At 62.5% G+C, this 20,942-nt stretch carries 13 protein-coding genes, 6 pseudogenes and 1 other annotated feature; of the genes and pseudogenes, 9 read left to right on the forward strand and 10 right to left on the reverse strand.

The window, feature by feature from the left end:
* The 3 genes and pseudogenes from AC07U4_RS22355 to AC07U4_RS22365 all read right to left on the reverse strand — a co-directional run.
* Positions 1–795, reverse strand: a 795-nt coding sequence (locus tag AC07U4_RS22355) for an AAA family ATPase (protein WP_495197160.1), incomplete at its 3' end; no start/stop codon positions are given.
* 8 nt (positions 796–803) lie between these two features.
* The gene (locus AC07U4_RS22360) at positions 804–1,073 is read right to left on the reverse strand and encodes a hypothetical protein (protein ID WP_495197161.1); all 270 of its coding nucleotides are present in this window, start codon (positions 1,071–1,073) and stop codon (positions 804–806) included.
* Positions 1,070–1,659: pseudogene (locus AC07U4_RS22365) on the reverse strand (recombinase family protein). The gene AC07U4_RS22360 and the pseudogene AC07U4_RS22365 overlap by 4 nt, the downstream one beginning before the upstream one ends.
* A gap of 137 nt (positions 1,660–1,796) precedes the next feature.
* Between AC07U4_RS22365 and AC07U4_RS22370 the strand changes: the two are divergent.
* From AC07U4_RS22370 to AC07U4_RS22385, 4 genes and pseudogenes are all read left to right on the forward strand, one after another.
* Positions 1,797–2,036 (forward strand): annotated as a pseudogene (locus tag AC07U4_RS22370) (DUF4158 domain-containing protein); the annotation flags it as partial.
* A 52-nt stretch (positions 2,037–2,088) separates the two neighbouring features.
* A complete protein-coding gene (locus AC07U4_RS22375; RefSeq protein WP_495197162.1) occupies positions 2,089–2,361 on the forward strand; it encodes a hypothetical protein in 273 nt (90 codons plus the stop codon).
* The gene (locus tag AC07U4_RS22380) at positions 2,358–2,720 is read left to right on the forward strand and encodes a hypothetical protein (protein ID WP_495197163.1); all 363 of its coding nucleotides are present in this window, start codon (positions 2,358–2,360) and stop codon (positions 2,718–2,720) included. The genes AC07U4_RS22375 and AC07U4_RS22380 overlap by 4 nt, the downstream gene beginning before the upstream one ends.
* Before the next feature lie 285 nt (positions 2,721–3,005).
* Positions 3,006–3,296, forward strand: a pseudogene (locus AC07U4_RS22385) (hypothetical protein); the annotation flags it as partial.
* A gap of 65 nt (positions 3,297–3,361) precedes the next feature.
* Here the strand turns inward: AC07U4_RS22385 and AC07U4_RS22390 are convergent.
* Both AC07U4_RS22390 and AC07U4_RS22395 read right to left on the reverse strand, forming a co-directional pair.
* A complete protein-coding gene (locus AC07U4_RS22390; RefSeq protein WP_495197164.1) occupies positions 3,362–4,354 on the reverse strand; it encodes a ferritin-like domain-containing protein in 993 nt (330 codons plus the stop codon).
* Between the two features lie 26 nt (positions 4,355–4,380).
* On the reverse strand, positions 4,381–5,313 hold the full coding sequence (locus AC07U4_RS22395; protein ID WP_495197165.1) for a ferritin-like domain-containing protein: 933 nt from the start codon (positions 5,311–5,313) through the stop codon (positions 4,381–4,383).
* A gap of 201 nt (positions 5,314–5,514) precedes the next feature.
* On the opposite strand from AC07U4_RS22395, the gene AC07U4_RS22400 reads away from it, so the two are divergent.
* The 3 genes from AC07U4_RS22400 to AC07U4_RS22410 are packed head-to-tail and all read left to right on the forward strand — an operon-like array spanning position 5,515 to position 11,477.
* Entirely contained in the window at positions 5,515–8,361 is a 2,847-nt protein-coding gene (locus AC07U4_RS22400) for a TonB-dependent receptor (protein ID WP_495197166.1), read from the forward strand.
* Between the two features lie 30 nt (positions 8,362–8,391).
* Positions 8,392–9,408 (forward strand): glycoside hydrolase family 43 protein, encoded by a 1,017-nt coding sequence (locus AC07U4_RS22405; RefSeq protein ID WP_495197167.1) that lies wholly within the window; start codon positions 8,392–8,394, stop codon positions 9,406–9,408.
* Positions 9,405–11,477: an MGH1-like glycoside hydrolase domain-containing protein gene (locus tag AC07U4_RS22410; RefSeq protein WP_495197168.1), complete on the forward strand. Its 2,073-nt coding sequence runs from the start codon at positions 9,405–9,407 to the stop codon at positions 11,475–11,477. Before AC07U4_RS22405 ends, AC07U4_RS22410 begins: the two co-directional genes overlap by 4 nt.
* A 329-nt stretch (positions 11,478–11,806) precedes the next feature.
* Here AC07U4_RS22410 and AC07U4_RS22415 read toward each other — a convergent pair.
* A pseudogene (locus AC07U4_RS22415) lies at positions 11,807–12,325 on the reverse strand (transposase); the annotation flags it as partial.
* A 244-nt stretch (positions 12,326–12,569) separates the two neighbouring features.
* Here AC07U4_RS22415 and AC07U4_RS22420 point away from each other — a divergent pair.
* Positions 12,570–13,278, forward strand: a pseudogene (locus tag AC07U4_RS22420) (IS3 family transposase); the annotation flags it as partial.
* Positions 12,851–13,023: a sequence feature (AL1L pseudoknot), on the forward strand. (Overlaps the previous pseudogene by 173 nt.)
* Positions 13,267–14,057 (forward strand): annotated as a pseudogene (locus tag AC07U4_RS22425) (Tn3 family transposase); the annotation flags it as partial. The pseudogenes AC07U4_RS22420 and AC07U4_RS22425, both read left to right, overlap by 12 nt.
* Positions 14,058–14,064: 7 nt before the next feature.
* On the opposite strand, the gene AC07U4_RS22430 reads toward AC07U4_RS22425, so the two are convergent.
* From AC07U4_RS22430 to AC07U4_RS22445, 4 genes are all read right to left on the reverse strand, one after another.
* Positions 14,065–14,427, reverse strand: a complete 363-nt coding sequence (locus tag AC07U4_RS22430) for a (R)-mandelonitrile lyase (RefSeq protein ID WP_495197169.1) — start codon at positions 14,425–14,427, stop codon at positions 14,065–14,067.
* A gap of 17 nt (positions 14,428–14,444) precedes the next feature.
* Positions 14,445–16,838 carry a membrane-bound PQQ-dependent dehydrogenase, glucose/quinate/shikimate family gene (locus tag AC07U4_RS22435; RefSeq protein ID WP_495197170.1) on the reverse strand — a complete coding sequence of 798 codons (2,394 nt, stop codon included), beginning with the start codon at positions 16,836–16,838 and terminating at the stop codon, positions 14,445–14,447.
* Between the two features lie 167 nt (positions 16,839–17,005).
* Positions 17,006–19,312 (reverse strand): TonB-dependent receptor, encoded by a 2,307-nt coding sequence (locus AC07U4_RS22440; RefSeq protein WP_495197171.1) that lies wholly within the window; start codon positions 19,310–19,312, stop codon positions 17,006–17,008.
* Positions 19,313–19,517: 205 nt separating this feature from the next.
* Complete coding sequence (locus AC07U4_RS22445) at positions 19,518–20,900, reverse strand: MFS transporter (protein ID WP_495197172.1); 1,383 nt, start codon at positions 20,898–20,900, stop codon at positions 19,518–19,520.
* Between the last annotated feature and the right edge of the window lie 42 nt (positions 20,901–20,942).

The raw sequence follows: 20,942 nt of genomic DNA on the forward strand, positions 1-20,942 counted from the left end.
GTCCTCGCCGCTGCCGACCGACGATCCGGGAAAGGCGTCCTCGATCGCGTCATTGAATGCTCCGCCGTCGCCGATGGCATGGATCGTCGCGATGGCCGCGGCCAGGTCGGCACCGTCATTGGCCAGTGCCGGTGTGTAGGTGACGATCTGGGCCTTTCGCGCTGGTGCGTCCACGTCGGTGCGCAGGTTGTCGTAGAAGCGCCAGTTGCGCATGCGCTCGCGCATGAGGAGCATCTCCAGCCCGTCCTCGCGATCGGAGGAATGGGTGACCATGCTGTCGAAGGGGTGGAGGTTCTCCATCCCGGTCCGCCATTCGCCTGTCGCCACCCGCCGGACACGGATCATCGGGCCGCGCCGTTCCGCAAACAGGTTCGATCGGCCAAGAATGCCGCCCGTCCACATCGCCTCGACCTTGATCTCCGGGTCGAAGCCGAAGGCCGATCCCGGGGAGGGCAACCCCAGATCGATGGCGTAGCCCAGATCGTCACCGGAAAAACCGAGGCGCAGGCTGACCGGGCCGGACCTGACGGTTCCCTGGATGGGGATCTTGCCGGTCCGCATCTCGTGGCTGATGCGCTCGGGTCCGGCCCATAGCGTCGAGTGCAGGCCGCCTTCGCGCGCCAGGGAGTTGATCAGACGCCCTTGCGCCACATCGGCGAGCAGGCGCAGGGCGCGGTAGATGCTCGATTTCCCGGTTCCGTTGGCGCCAGTGATGATCGTCAGCGGGGCAAGCAGCAGCTTGATGTCCCGTAAGGAGCGATAGCCGGAGATGGCCAGTTGCGAAATCACCGGCATCCTTCGCCTCAACGCCGAAACGGGATGACGACGGCCTGGTCGAGAAAGGCGCGCATGCCCTCTTCCTCGACGGTGCGTCGGAAGGCGGCCCATGCGGCATCGTCGGTGGCGAAAGGATCGTCCCACACCGTCGAGGTGCCGCTGTGGTTCACTACCTCCAGCGTCCAGCCCGGCTCGTCCTCAAGGCGGATGATATGGACCTCGACCGTGATGTCCTGCTCGGTGACGGTGCCGGACAGGCCAGATGTGACGATGTTCGGATCACGTTCGCTTGTCATGCAGCTGTCCTTGTCGTTTCGCCGGAACGCTGTGCGCCCGCACCTTCCAGCGCCTTGTAAAGCGCTGTCTTGCCGATCTTCAGCCGCGCGGCCGCCTCGCGCACCGTCAGGCCCGCAGCAATATGTGCACGCGCCTTGCGCAGCTTGTCGGGGGTGACGACCGGACGCCGCCCACCCTGCGCCCCGCGCTCGCGAGCGGCGCGCAATCCGGCTTGGGTGCGCTCGCGGATCAGGTCGCGCTCGAACTGGGCCAAGCTGCCGAAGATGTTGAACACCAGCATCCCGCCCGGCGTCGTCGTGTCGATATTCTCGGTCAGCGAGCAAACCCGATCCCGCGCGCCGCCAGATCGCCGACCTGCGCGATCAGATGACGCATCGAGCGGCCGAGCCGGTCGAGCTTCCACACAACCAGCGTGTCGCCGGTCCGTAGATAGGCGAGCGTTTCGGCGAGCCCCGGCCGGTCAGCCCTGGCCCCTGACGCATGGTCGTCGAAGGTGCGCTCGCAACCGGCACGCATCAGCGCGTCATGCTGGAGCGCCAGCTTCCGGTCGGCGGTGGAGACGCGCGCATAGCCGATCAGCGCCATGCGGAGGTTCGAAGTGTCCGTTTTCCCATCGACGCGATCTTGTCCGAATCGCCGTCGAAGGTCCAGAGTTGACGGACACATTCACGCTGGCCGTCCAATCACCGTCTAACGGACAGCTTCATGGAGGTTCAGGGTTCATGGCGAGACGACGCCTGCTCACCCGCGAAGCGCTGGCGCGTCAGCTCGATGCCCCGACCGACGAACGCGAGATCGCGCGGCACTTCACCCTGACGCGCGAGGATCTCGATTGGGTCTCGAGCCGACGTGGCCCTGCATCGCAGCTCGGTTACGCCATGACGCTCCTTTCCGGGCGGGTACTCGGCGCGGAAGAGACGCTGCCCGTCCCGGTCCTGTCGTTTGTCGCCCGTCGTCGCGATAAGCGGTATGACCTTCGAGGTCGACACGCCGCACGGACGGATGATGGCGACCATGCTCGCCCGCATCGCGCAGTTCGAACGCGATATGCTTAGCGAGCGGGTTCGATCCGGTCTGGCGGCAGCACGGGGGCGGGGTCGCAAGCTTGGACGGCAGACAGGCGATCGCCCCAAGTCCGACCGGCTCGCCCCCAAGGTGCTGGCGCTCGTCGCCGAGGGCCGCAGTTATCGCTGGATCGCGCGCGACCTCGGTCTCAGCAAGAATACCGTCGCCGCGATCGTAGGACGGGCGCGAGAGGATGCGCCTCATGTCGAGGGGGCGGTATGACCAGACAGTTTCCACCCGATCCACGGCGCAAGGCGCGTTTCCGCGAGATCGCGCGCGGTATCGTCGCGAAGGACCGTTCCCACCGGAAGTACGGTCTCACGGTCGATACCAGCGGTGCCATCGCCCAAGCGTTGGAACGTGCATATCGTGACGGCGTGCGGGACGGTCCGGCAGCGCTCGCCCCGGTGCCGGAGCAATCGGAGACCGATCCGGTCAAATGGGCGCTGATCCCGCCGCGACCCCGTGAAGGATTCTGGAGCATCTGCCTCGCTTGCTGGGCGGCGATGGCAGCCGGTCTCGCGACGGGCATCTGGCCCCTGCGCTCACCGAACGCAGCATCAGGCCGCTCGTTCGCCTGAACCTGCTCTATTACGTCGCCGATCCGCCGCAGCACCTGCTCCTGACCGAGCGGGGACGGGAAACGTGGCTACTGTTCTGCCAGCGCGGTGGGCGTTACCCCGAGGATCTCACCGAGATATGACCGGACTTTGCCGCTTGCAACCTCGGCCTGAAGGTCGCAGCGACACTGTTTGTGCTGCTCGTGAATGAGGAAATGTGCGATCAAGACCGACGACCAGCCGGTGTCGCCATCACCAATTCCGTTCTGTCGGGGCACGCCATTAAGGTTGTCGACCGTTCCCGACGACCAAGCTCATCAACCGATCAAGGAGCAACTCGGCCTAGACCTTTTCGAAGGACGATCGTGGCCGGGACTACATCGACATGTCTTGATGACGATGCTCGCCTATGCCTTCCTGCAATTCCGCCGCCTCAAGGCCGCGGGACGGGAAAAAAGTCGGTGGACCGCCCCCGCAACGGACCTTGCCAGCCATCCAGCAAGCGATCCTCGACCGCTTGGCACGACCGCTCCTGACGCACCGCCCCACTGTCATAAGTGGTTGCTGAACGATAACGAATCAACTCTGCCAAAGTAGTACTAGGGTGTTTGTCCTGCTCCAAGTGCGTAACTGGTACTTTGTGGTCTTCAGACAGTCCTGCGTCAGGCTGTATTGGCACCGCTGAAGCGGATGAGACCATTGATCCCAGCTGGGAAGAAGCCACCTGATGATACCGCCGCTTGGCTGGCATATAATATGTTCAACGCTTGTTCGGGAGTACGACGCAGTGAGACTCCTTCTGCATCGGTCACCGCAAAGTTGGCGCCATTGATCCAGCCGATTCCCTGATCCAGGTCGCGGACACCATCGAAGGGTTCGCGCGCATCGCTCATGCGATCAAGGCGCCCGAACAGCGCCTCCTGCGAGCGGCCGCGCAGCCAGAGAATCTGGCGGATCATGGCGTCGTGCTGTGACGCTACCGCCGACATGCCAGCGGCGATGCCCATGTTGGTACGATCCGTCATCAGGCGCACCATGTCCGTGAACATGGAGGCGCGCACGCTGGTCAGCGCAACCGCCGCGACTAGGAACAGCTCGGACGACGCATAGGGATCAATGGAATTGGCGGCTGGGAAGACATCGACCGATGCGATGGCCTGGAACGGACCGGCAGTACCACCAGCGATGGTGATCGCGGGCTGCGCCGTGGCAGAGGCACCCAACACCGTCCGAAGTCTCATGATCTGCGCCTGCAGATCATAGGCGATCTCGCGCATCATCGCGGCCTCGGCACCATCGGCAAAGATCACCTGCGCGCCGCCCGTCAGGCTTCCGGGCGATCCCGTGCCGTTGGTCATCGTTGCGGGCAGTGCCTCCCCCAGAATGCCCCGCGCAAAAAAACCGCCGACCAGATAGTTGACCTGCAGCAGAAAGTTCAGACGATCGCCGTCCGTGGCGGAATAGGCCGGTCCCGGCGAGGGAGTCGGGCTTGGCGTGGGCGTCGGGCTCGGCGTTGTGCCGGTGGTCGGTGTGTCGCCTTTTTCACCACCGCATCCCGACAGGAGGGCCAGCCCACTCAGCGTTCCTGCCACACCCGCCAGTTGAAGAAAGCGACGGCGCCCTTCCAGGGCGGTGCCGAGGGAATGGATGGTCATGGTACGTACCCCTTTCGTCGTCGCGGTCAGTTGGCAGCGCTTGTGGCGAGGGTTCCGCCCACGCCTTGCGGGAAGAAGCCGCCACGGGTGACCGCCGACGTGGATGCGTACAGGATGTTGAGCACTTGCATCCCGTTGCGGCCGAATGCCTCTCCGTTTGCATCGGCGGAGGTCACGTTGCTGACGGCCCGGCCTGCCACGGTCACAGGGGAAATCCCCTGATCGCATTCGTTCGGTCCATCCAGCCGATCACGATAATCCGAAATCCGCTCACTGATCGTCAGAAGGTCGGGCCTGGCGGACGAGCGACGATACAGCAGCTGGCGGATGGTTGCGGCATGGGCCGCGCGGGTGGTCAGCAGACCGGACATGGTGGTGAGGATGGTTGGATCGCTGATCGTGACCAGCAAGCCACGGTAGGCCGACACCATGGTGTCGCAAATCAGATATGCTCCGAGTAAAAAACTGTCCGGGTTTTCAAACGGATCAAAGGTTTGCGTTGACTCGATCGCTTTTGCCGCCTGCATGAACTCAGTAAAAGGCGCACTTGAAATATCTAGCGCCGGCTGGGAGACAAGATCTCCCCTTAGGATGCCGCGTAGTACGTTGATGTTACGAAACGTCTCATCGCCGATTTCTTGAAGCGGCAGTTCAATAGCCCGATCGGAAAACGTTACCTTACGCCCCCCGGTGACGGAACCTGTCAATGTCCCGCCAAAACCGAAGCCACGAGTTTGATTCGGGTCAAGCGTACTGCCGTACAATCCGAGACAGAGAAATTGGCCGCACAAATATTGCAGATTAAGAGAAAGGTTCAGAGCGGCTGTATCTATCGATGTGACTTGCGCTGTTGCACGAACTGGCATCACTCCTGCCAGCACTGTGCCGACAACGGCAGCCGCCATCATACGCCGTCTCATGGATACCTCGATATCCAAGGTCTGATCGTAATCGGTCATTATCCCCTCCCTGATCTGCCTTTTTGGCAGCTACACTTCTTACTATGTGCCGAGCCGTGTCGATCTCGCCTGCCGCGTTGCATTGCAGCATTGGAAAACGGCGGATTAGCATATCGGTCTTTAATACTATTGTAGGACATTAAAAGGGCAAGTATCGGTTGTCCGTCGACCACAATTTTTGTGGCGCCAGAGGAGGGGGGCTTGATCTTGGCCACGTCGTACAGGCTGCTCGCTGGAGTGGCGTTGATTGCACTCGTCTCGGCCGAAGCCCAAGCCCAGCAGTCGAGCGCGACTGCGAAGGCCGAGTCGGTACTGACCCGTAAACCTGCCAAGGCCGATGAGACGAAGAAAAAGGCTGGGAAATCAGGTAATCGGGTTGGCAAGAATGCCGCCGACGCGGACGCTGGACCACAGCTAAGCGGGGAAAGCGGCCGCTTGGAAGGTGACATCATCGTCACAGGGTTGCGCGAGAACGTGAAGACGGCACGGAACGCGAAGCGCCGCGCGCAGCAGATCGTCGACGTCGTGGTGGCGCAGGATATCGGCAAGTTGCCAGACAAGAACGTGCCCGAGGCGCTCGCGCGTGTACCCGGCGTCCAGCTCGATCGCGAGCGTGGCGAGGGCGGGACGATCCGTATCCGCGGTCTCACAGGCGTGATGACCACGGTGAATGGTTCTCCCACCTTCTCGGCAGGCGATCGCACCACTTATCTGAACGACATATCGTCCGATCTTGTGGCGGGTATCGAGGTCTACAAGACGCGGACCCCGGATCAGGTGGAAGGCAGCCAGACCGGCGTAGTAAACCTGACGCTGCGTCGTCCGACCGACTTCAAGCTGGGTGCCACCTATGCGCTCAACATCAAGGGCGACTACAACGACCAGGTAAAGCGCTGGAACCCCTATGGCAGCGCGCTGGTGGCGTATAACGCCGAGACGCCGATCGGCCTGCTCGGCTTCTCGGTCAACGGCACATACAACGACCTGCACTACAACGAGTCGATCCGGTGGAACGGCTTCCCCGTGCGGCCCGCAGACCCGCGGCAGATCATCGACCCAGGCACGGTCCCATCGGGGATTTTCATGCCTGCTGAGGTAGGCTTCACCTACCGACGGGGCTGGTCGAAGCGCGCGGCGCTCGCAACCTCCGCGCAGTGGCGTCCCGACGACCATTGGACGGTGACCCTGGAGGGAGGATACAGCAATCAGAAGATGGCGTGGCTGGACGATCAGTTCGTCATCCCGCTTACCTATTCGACGACCGCCGCGCCTCCGCCTCGCCTTACCAATGTCGTGATCGGGCCGGACGGGCGGCAGGTTGCCTCGGCATCGGTCGAATCGCTCGATCCGTTCGGCCCGGGCAAGCAGTCGTGGCTTCATGAGACCGAGAATTACTCCGGCCGTCTTCAAGTAGAATACGTCAGTGATCGTTTCGAGCTTGGTGGCTGGGTCAACTACGTCCGGTCGAACAATGATTCGAACAACATCTTTCACTGGACGCGCTTCTCCCAGCAGCCCTCTTTCGATGTCGAGTTCAACACCGACAAGGATCCGCGCGGCGGGCAGAACCTGACGTTCAAGAATGTCGATCTGTTGGCGGCGTCGACGTATCGCTTCATCGACGGTTACGACCAGTCGAAGCAATTCACGCACAGCGATGAAAAGGAGGCGAAATTCGACCTGAAGCTGAACACGTTCGGAAACCTGATCGACTATTTCAAGATCGGCTTTCGCTATGCGATGCGCAGCTATGACCGCCAGATCGGCAACCGCTCGCAAGGCGGCATGCAGATCCCGATCGCCTTGCTTCCGGATTATACGCTAAGCCCAGTCGGCAAGGGCTTTCAAGGCACTAACGCAGTCAGCAATGCGGACTGGCTGGCCGCAGATAGCAATGCGCTCCGCAAGAACTGGAACGCTTTTCGCGCCCTTGCCTCCTCGATCTCGCCATCGCTGGCAGCCTCCTACTATCCCGATTATGATCCGCTCCGATACTTCTCGGGTAGCGACGGGAGCTACGCCTATTACAGCATGGCGCATTATAGCTTCCGTCTTATCTTCCCCATCGAGGGAACGGTCGGCGTGCGCATCGTCAACAGCGTGACCAACCTGAACGCCCAGCAGATCGACACCGCCAACGGCATCGTCGATGGCCGTCCAGGTGTCGTCGTTACAGCCAAACCCGTCACATCTGATGCCAATTACATCGATATTCTGCCAAGCCTGAACGCGATCGTGCACTTCACCCCGAAGCTGCAACTCAGGGGTTCCTACACCTATGACGTAGGTCGACCAAGCGCCTACGATCTTAATCCGTCGTTGGCGCTCAATACGACGAACACGGTTCGCCCCACTGCCTTTGGCGGGAACGCCGACCTGGGTCCTGTGAAGCTTACAAAATACGACCTGTCGCTGGAATATTACTTCGGCTCGACCGGGTCGGTCAGCTTGGCGGCGTGGCAATGGTACCAGGACGGCTTTGTGTTTCGTCGTGAGGCGCCGGAGACCATTCCCGGCATCGACACGCCGGTCTTTGTCAATCGCCCGGTGAATGCGGGCAAGGGACGGCACAAGGGGATTGAAGCGTCGGCAACAACCTTCTTTACCTTCTTGCCGGGCGCCCTGAAGTCATTTGGCGGCTCGGCAAATTTCACCTACAATGAAACACGTCAAGGTACGCCGAGCTTCAGCCCGACCGGGGACGTGACTTTGACCTACGGCCCCTATTTCTTCGTGTCGAAGTACGTTTACAACCTAGTCGGCTTCTTCGAGCGTGGAGGACTTAATATTCGGGTTGCCTATAATTGGCGCTCAAGGCGAGAGGTTTCGCGAGACGCCTTCAATCCATATAATAACCAGTACATTGATCCAGTCGAGAGGCTAGATGCCTCTATCAATTACGATATCAGTAAAAATATTACCGTGGCTCTTGAGGCTTCGAACTTAACCCGAGCCGGGGAGCAATGGTATTGGGGATCAAAGTCGCTGCCGCGCGACATTGCCTATTATGCTCGCAACTATAGCCTATCGGCACGCGTGCGCTTCTAATTCGGCAGCCTAGTCCCACACGGAGACAAAATGGACCATCCTTATAAAATTCTCGCCACCCTTTTGGCAATCGCTACCATTCCGGCGTCCGCACAGGCGCCCTTGACCGGATCGAACCCGATCATCCGCGATGCATTCACCGCTGATCCCGCGCCGCTGACCGTGGGTGACACGCTATACCTCTACGTTGGGCATGACGAAGCAAAGGGCGACCAGCGCTTCACCATGAACGAATGGCTCGCCTACTCTACCACCGACATGAAGCACTGGATCAAACATGGTCCGGTCATGCGGCCGACTGATTTCAAATGGGCCAAGGGTGAAGCATGGGCTTCGCAGATGGTGGAAAAGAACGGCAAGTTCTACTTCTATGTAACGGTCGAGCACGACGCGACGCACCCCGGCAAGGCGATCGGCGTGGCCGTCGGCGATACGCCGCTCGGCCCGTTCCGCGATGCGCGGGGCTCGGCGCTGGTGACGGACAATAAGGCGACGTGGCGCGCGTGGAGCGACATCGATCCCACCGTGTTCACCGATGACGACGGCACAAGCTGGATCGCCTGGGGCAATTCCAACCTGTACGTGGCCAAGCTGAAGCCGAACATGACCGAGATCGAAGGCGAAGCGCGCGAACTCAAGGTCACCAATTATCTGGAAGGGCCATGGCTGCACAAGCGAGGAAGCGTGTATTACCTGACCTATGCCTCGATCAAGGAACCCGAGCAGAAGAACGAGCGCATTTCTTATGCGACGGCTACCGCGATGGCCGGGCCATGGACGTATCGCGGTGAACTGACCGGCGAGGCGACGAACAGCTTCACCATCCATGCCGGTATCGAGAAGTTCAAAGGGCAATGGTACTTCTTCTACCATGATGGCACCCTGAACATCGGGAAAGAGCACGGTGGTGAATATCGCCGTTCGGTCGCAGTGGAGCGGCTGCGCTATGGCAAGGACGGGGCGATGCTTCCCGTCGTGCAGACGCGCGAAGGCGTCACGATCTCTTCGGACGGCACGGGAATCCGCAGTCGGCGCAATGGGCGGTGAGCGGGGCAAAGTCACTCGGAAAACGCAGGGGCCGGGCCGCTTCCGCCACCCGGCTCGTAGCGGCTGCGCTGTTCGCGCTCAGCACGGCCTCGTTCGCCGCAGGCCATGAGCCGGACGTACCATCGCTCGATGCCCATCGTATCGCGGTCGCACGATTCGGCAACGACGCGCCGTGGTACGAAGATCGCATACCTTTCTTCGAGTCATCCGATACGAAACTCGACGCGGTCTATTACTATCGCTGGATGCTCTTTCGCGCGCATCAGCGCGACTTGGGCGAACGCGGCTTCATCTCCACCGAATTTCTCGATGATGTGGGCTGGCAACTCGAACCATGGGCGAGCCTGAACGATGCCACCGGCTTCCATATCGCGGAAGGGCGCTGGTTGCGTGATCGTCGCTACGCCGACGACTACATCACGCACATGTATACCGGCGGCAATGATCGCCATTTCACCGACTATATGGCAGACTCGGTGTGGGGCCGCTACCTCGTCGACGGCGATCGCGGGGCCGCGATACGCCACCTGCCCGCGATGCGTCAGCTCTTTACGGCATGGGATGACCATTTCGACGCGACCAAGGGGCTCTATTGGGTCGAGCCGCTTCTTGATGCTACCGAGTACACCATCTCGTCGATCGACGCCTCGGGCGGCTTCGACGGCTTCGGCGGGGGGCAGGCGTTTCGGCCTTCGGTAAACGCCTACATGTACGCGAATGCGCGTGCACTGGCGCAGCTGTCGCGGCTGGCGAACGATCCAGGTTCTGCCGCATACGATGCGCGAGCCGACGCTTTGTCCACGCGGATGCACGATGCACTGTGGAGCGGGGGGCTTACACACTTCATCGACCGCCATCAGAAAACCACGCCGTTCGTGCGCTATTGGGAACCCACCCGCGGGCGCGAGCTGGTAGGCTACCTACCGTGGACCTTCGACATGGCTCGCGACGATCCCATCCATGTCGCAGCGTGGAGGCACGTCCTGTCGTCGCAGGAATTGGGCGGCGCGGCCGGCCCACGTACCGCCGAACCGGCCTACGAATATTACATGCACCAGTATCGCTACGATGGCGGCGGTCATGACGGCGGACGACGCGAATGCCAGTGGAACGGGCCAAGCTGGCCATACCAGACTACCCAGGTGCTCCTCGGGATGGCCAACCTGCTCGATCATTACCATCAGGATGTGGTCTCCCGCAGTGATTATGTTCGGCTGCTGCGACAATATGCCGCACTTCATTTTCAGGGCGACCAGCTCGATCTGGAGGAGGATTACGAGCCGGATACCGGCCGTCCAATCGTAGGCTTGGCGCGCAGCCACCACTATTTTCATTCCGGCTTCAACGACGTTGTTCTAGGCGGTCTTGTTGGCATCCGTCCACATGCCGACGATATCCTCGAGGTCAATCCGCTCATACCTCCTACGGGAGACCCGCAGGCATTATCCTGGTTCCGCGTACAGGATGTACCCTATCACGGTCACCGTATAGCGGTGATGTGGGACGCTGACGGTTCGCGTTATGGACGAGCCGGCTTCTCTGTGGAGATCGACGGACACGAAGTGGCACACGAAGCTACAGCGGGCCGCATCACCATACCGTTGGCGCGCGCAGCATTACCCAAGATCGATCGTCCACGCGCCCGCTCGGTGCAACTGGTGCGCGGGAAATATCCAATGGGCAGCGCTTCTACCGCGACCGACGCCGAAAACGTGCATGACGCGATCGATGGCCGTGTCTGGTTCATGCCTGAACTCGGCAATGGCTGGTCGTCTGCCCCTTCACCCTCTCGGCAGTGGTACGCCATCGACTTCGGGGAACCCGTAAGACTAAAGCGTGCCGAACTGGCGTTCTTCGCTGATGGCGGTCGATATGCCGCACCGCAGGGCTACCGAATACAAGCTTGGAACGGCACTGGCTGGCACGATCTAGGCGGTACTCAGGACGCTCCTATCCCCAATGGTATAACAAACGCGCGGTGGACGGACTTTACTACAACGCGTGTGCGCATCCTCTTCGATCTGGCACCCAATCGCGCGATCCGCCTCGTCGAAGTAAAGCTTTTTTGATAGGAAGCTTATGTACCTTCTATAAGGAGTCTGATTTAAGCGCAAGAAAAGATCGATTCTGTCTGTTTGAATAATGCAAATTACCGCACTGATGCAATAAATAATTAGCCGACTTCACTATTGTCTGGCGCGAATCCGGTAATGCCACTGTGTTCTCATCAACTTTAAATGGGAGTTTTTCGGCCCTATGCAATCAGCGGGCGAGTATCTGGGACATGAAGAATACGAGGCAAACCGAGGACGTTGGTAGTGGAGGTGTTCTGTCGAATGGGAAGAAATCCTCCTTACCGGAAATACTCTCACTTAAGGACGCTGGCGCTTAGAGGCTGTTATGAACCTGCGGCGAGCGTCGCGGCCTTCTTCATCATGAGGCAGGCGAAGGCGACGACATGAAGTCCAGCGAGTGTTTCGGCATACCGCTCGTAATCTTTGACGAGGCGCCTGAAGCGTGTCGCCCATGCGAATGACCGTTCAACGACCCAGCGGCGCGGCAAGAGGACGAAGCCGCGCTTGGCCTCAGGCAGTTTGACGACCTCAAGTGCGATGCCGTGTCTGGCCGCGGCGTTGGCGGCTCGCTCGCCGGTATAGCCTTGGTCGACCCAGGCCAGTTCGACGGCATCGTCGGTGACGGCCTGTACGGTCCGCGCGAGCCGTTCCACCTCGCCGCGATCCTCCGCGCTGGCCGGCGTGACGTGGAGTGCCAGCAGATGACCCAGCGTATCGACGGCCATGTGAATCTTCGAGCCCTTCTTGCGTTTTCCACCGTCATAGCCGGCCCGCTCGCCGCTCTCGGGCGTGGACCGCAGCGTCCGACTATCGATGATCGCGGCGGTCGGCTCGGCCTTGCGCCCCGACGTTCTGTGCAACGCACGCATTCGTGCGGGTGCCCCACTCAGCGGAGTTCATCCGCTGCGCCACGCACTGCAATCGACCAACTGGGTCGTACTTAAAGTGCGCCACCGCACTTGCGACTCCACTGCCGTCCTCCACACGCGTCTCGACTTTGGATCCGTCGGAGGGGTCGTAGGCGTGTACGGTATGAACCGCCCCGCGTTTGTCGGAGGCTCCAACTCCTGAGAAGGTGGAGCCTGTATGAGCAAGACGACGAACAAGTTTGCGCCGGAGGTCCGCGAGCGAGCGGTACGGATGGTGCTGGATCACGAGCGCGACCATCCGTCGCGATGGGCGGCGGTGGTTTCGATTGCGGAGAAGATCGGCTGCGCGCCACAGACGCTGCATGAGTGGCTGAAGAAGACCGAGGTCGACAGCGGCAAGCGCGCCGGCGTGCCCACCGAGGTGGCGGACAAGCTCAAGGCGCTGGAGCGGGAGAACCGGGAGTTGCGCCAGGCCAACGAAATCCTGCGCAAGGCGTCAGCATATTTTGCTCAGGCGGAGCTCGCCCCCTCCGCCTGCCTTCCAACGATGCTTCGCATCGCCGGAACCTTGTAGGCAGGCTCCGCCCGTTCAAGCGATGACCGGCTTCATCGACGAGCATCGGGAAGCCTACGGGGTCGAGCCGATCTGCAAGGTGCTGCCGATCGCCCCATCCACCTATCACAAGCATGTCGCACAGCGGCAGGATGCTACGCGCCTGTCGGCTCGTGCTCGGGAAGATCTGGCCCTCAAGCCCGAGATAGCCCGTGTGTTCGCTGAGAACTTCGCGGTCTACGGCGTGCGCAAGGTCTGGCGGCAGATGATGCGCGAGGGCTTTGCGGTTGCGCGCTGCACCGTGGAGCGGCTGATGCGCGAAATGGGCCTGGCAGGGGTGATCCGGGGCAAGCCGGTGCGCACGACCATCAGCGTCGACGGCGTGCTCGACCATGAGAGCGGGATTGCGATCCGCGAACATGCGACCGATACCGCCGGCGCCGTCGATCATGTCTTCGGCCTGTGCCACCTGCTCGGCTTCCGCTTCGCACCGCGCATCCGCGACCTCGGCGAACGCCGCCTCTACGCCATGAGCGACCTGGCACCCTGGCACCCTGGCCGACGTTGCGACCGCTCATCGCAGGGTCGGTCAACGTTCGCGCCATTGAGGAGGACTGGGACGAGACGCTGCGGCTCGCCGCCTCCATCCGTGCCGGCACCGTCCGCGCATCGGTAATGCTGCGCAAGCTCGCCGGCTATCCGCGCCAGAACCCCGTCGCCCGCGCCTTGCGCGAGATCGGTCGGGTGGAACGCACCCTGTTCATGCTCGACTGGCTCGACGATGCCGATCTGCGCCGACGCACCAACGCCAACCTCAACAAGGGAGAAGCCCGCAACGCGCTCGCCCGCGCCGTCTTCTTCAACCGGCTTGGCGAATTGCGCGATCGCACCTTCGAGAACCAACGGCACCGCGCCTCCGGCCTCAACCTGATCGTCTCGGCCATCATCCTGTGGAACACCGTCTATCTTGATCGCGCCGCCCGCCACTTGCGCGAACGCGGTATCGACGTGCCCGACGCCCTGCTCGCCCATGTTACCCCGCTGGGCTGGGAGCATATCAGCCTCACCGGCGACTATCTGTGGAGCGAGATCGACAAGCCCCGCGAGCGGTTCAGGCCGCTGCGGACGACGGGATCAGTTGTCCGCCCTTAGCGTACGCTCAGAAAGACATTCTGCGATGACCCATCTCCGTCACCGCGATGTGCGTCATGCCAGTGGTAGCCGTGGCACCATGCCAATGCTTTTCGTCGGCCGGGAAGAACACGGTGTCGCCTGGATTGACTTCCTCGACGGGGCCACCGTCGCGCTGGACCCAGCCTTTGCCGGCGGTGATGACGATCGTCTGCCCGGCCGGGTGCGTATGCCACACCGTGCGCGCACCGGGGGAGAAGGTGACGCTTGCGGTCGAGGCGCGGCCCGGCGCATCCGGCATGGCGCCGTTGTCGACGCGAACGGTGCCCGTGAAGTTGTCGGGCGTCGAACCAGGCTTCGACGGGGAGGATGCATTGCGAGTGATCTTCATGACAGGTCCTTTCGGCTTCAGTTAGGCAGGGCGTAGGCTACGAGCTTGGTGCCCTGCGTCGTCTTGAGCGTCGGTTTGCCGCCGGTGGCGATAACGACGAATTGGCGACCGCTGGGCGAACGGTACGTCATCGGCGTCGCTTGCCCGCCCGCGGGCAGACGGGACTTCCACAGCTCACGGCCAGTCGCGACGTCATAGGCCCTGATTGCCTGCTCGACGGAGGCGGCAATGAAGGTCACACCGCCCCTTGTCGCGATGCCGCCGCCCGAGAAGGGGACGCCCATCGTGACAGGAAGGTGCGACCGTATGCCGAGCGGTCCGGTGTCCGCCGCCGTGCCGAACGGTTTCGTCCAGATCACCCGTCCACTGGTCAGGTCCACCGCCGTCATGCTCGCGTAGGCGGGCGAAGTGCAGGGCACGCCGAGCGGGGAAGTGAACGGGCCGTTGTTGGCGCCGTAAGGCGTATTCGCCATCGGATTGCCCTTGTTCACCGGGCCGTGAACCGGTCGCACAGCCAGCCCGGCCTTGTCCGCAGCCGCCCTGGTCAGCAGCTGCGAACGCGTCGGAAGATTCATGGACGAGACAACCATGATGCCGCGGTCCGCGTCCACCGACACGCTGCCCCAGTTCACCCCGCCGCCGTAGCCGGGCTGCACGATGGTCGGCTTGTCGAGCCCGATCGGAGTCATCGTCCCCTCGTAGCGGGACTGCGCGAACTTGATGCGACAGAGCATCTGGTCGATGGGCGTGAGCCCCCACATGTCCACCTCGCGCAGATTGGGTCCTCGGAACGAGGGCATTCCGACCGAAAATGGCTGGGTGCGCGAAAGGCGGTCGCCGGGGCCGTTGCCGCCTTGCGGGACAGGCATCTCCTTCACTGTCTTCAGCGGCCGCCCGTTCGTGCGGTCGAGGACGAAGATCTCGCCCCGCTTCGTCGGCGCGATGAGCGCCGGCCGGACGCCCTGTGGCGTCTGCAGATCCACCAGCGTCGGCTGCGACGGCATGTCGTAGTCCCAGAGGTCGTGATGCACCGTCTGGAAGCGCCAACGCGGCAGCCCGGTGGTCACGTCTACCGCGATGATCGAGCTGCCGTTGGCGTCGTCGAACGGACGACGCTGCGCGGCGTAGAGATCGGGTGTCGAGTTGCCGATCGGAAGATACACGAGCCCGAGACGCTCGTCGCCGCTCATCGGGGCCCAGCTGTTCGGCGTGGAGGGCGTGTACGTCTCGCCGGCCGCCGGTTCGCCGCGCCGATCCGGCCGACCCATGTCGTAGGCCCATGCCATCCGTCCAGTGACGCCGTCGTATGCCCGCACCACCCCCGACGGAGCGCCCCAGAACTGGTTGTCGAGGATGCCGCCGCCGACGATGACGCGACCGCGCACGATCTGCGGCGCGGAGCTGACGTAGTAGATGCCGAACGGAGCGGGGCTCATGCCGCGGCGGAGGTCAACGCGGCCGTTCACGCCGAAGTCGGAGCATGGACGACCCGTGCGCGCGTCCAGCGCGACGATCTCCGGGACCTGGCTCGCGGCGTAGATCCGCTCCGCGCAGGGTCCAGTTGCACCCGGAACGCGGTAGTAGGCTACACCACGGCACGGTTTACCCGACGAGGAGTCCGTCATCTGGAAGGCCCAGCGGCGCGCACCGCTCTCCGCGTCGTAGGAGATCACGGCGTCGTAGTTGTTGCAAATGTAGAGGCTGTCGCCGACCATGATCGGCGTAACTTCAAGCCCGCCGGTCGACGCGCCCTTCGGCTTCGGACCCGTGTCCGCCTCCCACGCAACGGCGAGCCGCCCAACGTTGCCCGCGTTAATCTGGTCGAGCGGGCTGAAACGCGTTCCGCCTTGGTCGTTGCCATAGGCGCCCCACTCTCCGTTGGGGATGCTGGCCAGCGGCTGCGCGAGCTGCCCCGGCACGCCAATCGCCCCGCCGGTCTGCCAGACCGGATCCACAGGATCGCCGGCCCCAGCCAGATGCAGGAGCGCACCGATCACGACGGCGACCACGAGGCCTCCGCCGAACGCAGGCCAGCCGGCGATCCGTCTGCTCACCGGCGCGCCGTGCGGAGCCTGACGAACGCCCGGCAGCAGCAGCCCCAGAGCGAGCACGAACGGCGCGACGAGACGCGGAACAAGTCGCCAGAAGTCGAAGCCGATCTCCCACAGCGACCAGGTTACGGTCGCAACGAGGAGCGCGGCGAACAGCCAGGCTCCGCGCCGATCCGCCCGCCATACGAGCACCGCTGACGTCGTTAGCACGAGCCCGGCGACGACGTAGTAGAGCGATCCGCCCTCTGCCACGAGGACTGCGCCGCCCGCCAGCAGCGTCAGGCCAACGACCGCTAGGACGAGCGCGTAAAGCCGCGTTAGCCAGGAAGAGCGGGTCTGCACCGGTGTAGCGTTCGGCATTCAAGTCTCCATCGGACGGCCGTCGTCGCGAACTACCTCGATCTGTCCCAACATAGTCCGGCTGGCACGCCGGAGGAGCATGAGGCCGATTCATTGCCGGCATAAGCGGCATTCAACCTCGCTCGTCCCGATCCCGTCCGTGGCTGAGCGAGGCGGAACCGCAGAGTTCAGAAGTGGACAGCCAATGCGGCGCCGTAGGTCCGAGGCGACTCGGGCGACGCTGCGTCCCGCAGCGTGCTCGTTGACAGGAAGCTGTAGTAATATTCGTTCAGGAGATTCTTGCCGTAGATTCGCACCTCGTACCTCTTGTTTGGTAGGAACCACGACAGGGTCGCGTTCACGAGGTTGTATTCCGGCTGTCGGTAGCGGTTGTCCGCTTCCCAGTAGAAGCCTGGATTGTGGTAGAGTGACGCGTTCAGCGAGAAGTCGCCGGCGGACGTCGGGAGCGTCGCCGTCGCGCCAATGCTGAGAGTGAAGACCGGCGCGCGAGACGTACGGTTCCCCGTCAGGTCCACCGTGCAAGTCTGGTTCCCGCCGGTAGCAGGACCGAGGACACGGGGGGTCGGCGTGCACGTGGACGGGTTCGGCACCGTGACGAGGCCGTCGGGGAAGCTGCTGAAGCGGCTGTCCAAGAACGACGCGCCGCCGGTCAGGCTGAAGTAGCGGCTGGGAACGAAGTTCACGTCCATGTCGACGCCGTCCATCTTCGCGGACGCGGCGTTGGTGATCTGCGCAGTGATCCCGCGGAAGATGGTCACCTGCAGGTTGGAGTAGTCGTAGTGGTAGGCCGCCGCGTTGACGCGCACCATGTGGTTGAAGGCTTCGCTCTTGAAGCCGACCTCGTAGGCGTCGATCACCTCCGGTCGCACGACGGGGTTCAGCTGGAGCACGCCGCCCGCACCCGCGAAGGTCGGAGCGATCAGATTGTACCCGCCGCTCTTGAACCCGCGGCTGTAGGACGCATAGCCCAAGATATCGTCAGTGAATTTATGATCTAGGATTGCGCGGTATGTCAACTTGTTGAACGTGGAGTCGTCCTGTGCCGGAGTGCCAGGCCGTATTGTTCCAAAGCCAGTGATCTCGGTTACTTTGAAGTCGTAGTTATCACTTGTATAGCGAAGACCCAGCGTCAGCTTTGTTCTCGGAAGGAACTCGTAGGAAGCTTCGCCAAACGCTGCATATGAGTCGAGCTTCTGCGTCGAAAAGATGCTGCGTGACCCACCAAGCGCAGCCTGTGACGAGCCAAACGTAAAGTGCGGAAGGTAGCGCACATCCGAACGGTAGTAAAAGGCACCCGCGATCCAGTTGAACGGTCCACCGGACGGGGAAAGGATTTGGAGCTCTTGCGAAAACGTCCTGACGCGTGAATGCACCCGGGCGGCAGTGAGGTTCGCGCCGGTTCCAGAGCCGTCGATGTCCAGAAGCGAGTAATTGTCGGCCTGTCGCAGCGCGCTGATGATCGCGATATTAAACGCGCCGAAGTCATGGGTGAGTTTGCCGCTGCCGCCCCTCACCTCGAACGTGGAGAAGTCGTTCCTCCCCTGTCCGTTCACCACGCCGCCGGGCGTGTCGTAGGTGCCGAACTTGTCGCGGAACGTGCCGCCGCCGACGCCGACCGAACCCGGCAGGAGCACGACGCTTTGGCCGAAGTCGCCGCGCTGCTTGGTGTAGTCGCCGCTGAGGAGTAGGGCCGTATCGTTGTCCGGCTCCCAAAGCAGCTGGCCGCGGAAACCGTAGTTCCAGCCCTTCAGCGTCTCGGCTCCGGTGACGAGGTTCCGCCCGTAGCCGTTGCGCTGGTCCTGACCGGTCGCCGAAAAGTTTATCGCCACAGTGTCGGTGATGCCGGTCGTCGCATAGGCGCTGCCGAAGTAGGTATCGAAGTTGCCATAGCCCGCGAGCGCGTCGACAGACGTGTCGTGGCTGGGCTTCCTGGTCGTGATCTGAATGACGCCGCCAGTGGCGTTGCGTCCGAACAGGGTTCCCTGTGGTCCTTTCAATACGGCTATGCTGTCGATGTTGTTGAACTGAAAAAGGTTGCCGGCTGGTGCGCCGATGTAGACGTCGTCCACGTAGAGCGCGACAGGCGACTCGCCGCCGGCGCTCGCCTGCGTCGCGCCGACGCCGCGGAGGAACGGGACGCCACCGTTCGCGCTCTGCCTGGAGAACTGCAGCGACGGCACGGCGAGGCCGAGCTGCTCCGTGCCGCCGATCCCTTGCTTCTCGGCCGCAGCCGCGGTCAGCGTCGTGATCGCGATTGGCACGTCCTGCTGGCGCTCTTGGCGCCGGTTGGCGGTGACGACGATGTCTTCTACGCCTGCCTCCGGCTGATTGAGGTCGGCCGTGCTGGCCGGCGTCTCCTGCGCGGGTGAGGCATCCGCGACTGGCGGCGTCGCAGCCGTCTGCGCAACGGCCGGCGCGGCGACCGTCATAGCGAGGATTGAGCAGGAACCGGCTAGCAGAAGAACCTTCATCATCAACCTCCCCAAAGCGGCCGCGACCGGGGCGATCGGGCTCGGCAGTGCGCACGGTTATCTCTCCGCATCGCATAATCCTGACTTCGCAAGCCGCGTGCCAACGTGAGATGGGATCGTCCATGGATTGCGTTTGAGCCGTTCACCGACGCATCAGCCGCCAAGTGTCGTCACGGTCGACAGAGTGCCGACAGCGAAGACAGACTGTTTACGTCAGCCGTATCTCAGACGCGGCTGCGGCGAGAAAGCGGCGATACGGACGAAAGTTGGATACCAGCGCCACGATGATGACGATCGCGGCCACGGAGCAGACGATCTGGAGAGAGCTGCCGATCCGCAACGGATCGCCAAACACGCGATCTGTAACCAGCGCGATGGCGGTTGGGCCGATGCCGTAACCGACGCTCTGGCCGATGAGGGTGTAGAGCGAAGCAACCGTTCCACGCATTCGCCCCGGCGTTGCACGCTGGAGGGAGAAGGCTACCAAGCTGGTCGGCACAGCGCAGCAGAAAATAATTCCAGCGATCACGGCGAGGGCGGATGCCGCGTCGGGAGCGTAGGGAATGGCGAAGCAGAATAGCAGGCTGCCGAATGATGCAATCGCCGCTGCGCGCAGAGACGCGTCCTCGTAGCCGCGCTCCTCCAGCCTTCGTGACAACCAAGGACCGAACAGCGTGCCCGCAGCACCGAAGAGCAGTGTGATAACGCCGACGCGGAAGCCGACCGTTGTTGGCGACATGCCATGCACTCGGATCAGGAAGGTCGGATACCACGCCGGTATGCTTAGGAAGACGGTGCCGCTGCCGCAGTTAAACAGGTAGATGCGGCCGTAGAAAGCACGACCCTCCCAAATCCGTGCCAGTGTCTGCCGGAAGGGCCAGGCAGCGGAGACATCGGCACCGGCCGCACGACGCCTCTCAGGCTCGCGGACCGTGAGCAGCAAGGCAGCAAGGAGGAACCCGGGGACGCCGATCAGTACGAACGAGAGCTGCCAGACCTGGAGCGAGGCCAACAGCGGGATCGCAAGCGCTACGGTGGCGGCGAAGGCGATCACCGCGCCGCCGGCGAGCAGTGAGAAGCCGCCGCCGATTTGAGTGCCCAGCGCGAATAGGCTCAGCGCCCTGGGCAACCGACGCGTGGAGAAAATTTCAGGGATGACGGACATGGCGACAGGGAAGACGCATGCCTCGCTGACCCCGACGCCGAAGCGAGCTATCGCTAATTCCCAGTAGCTGTCGGACAAGCCGCATAGCACCGTACAGGTGCTCCAGGCGCACACGCCGAAGACCAGGATGTTTCGGCGGTTCGCCACGTCGACGAGCCTTCCGAATAGAGGCGCGGCAGCGACGTAGGCGAAGATGAAGGCGGCACCCTGGATGAAGCTGAATTGGGTGTCCGTGATGTCCAGCGAACGTTTCACCGGATCAACGACTAAGTTTAGGAGCTGCCTGTCGACGTAGGCAAGCGCGTAGGTCAGCGTCAGGAGAGCAAGGACGTACCACGATTGCGGGGCGTCATAGTCCGATCCGACATCATCTGGAGGCGAGCTTTGAGGCTCTGTTGTAAGCTTGGTAGTCTGGAAATGCGCCAAAGTCGTCTTCCTCTCGTCCGGCGCCGCGCAGACGCGACCCTA

The sequence above is a fragment of the Sphingomonas sp. GW821-FHT02B09 genome (genome assembly GCF_059421875.1).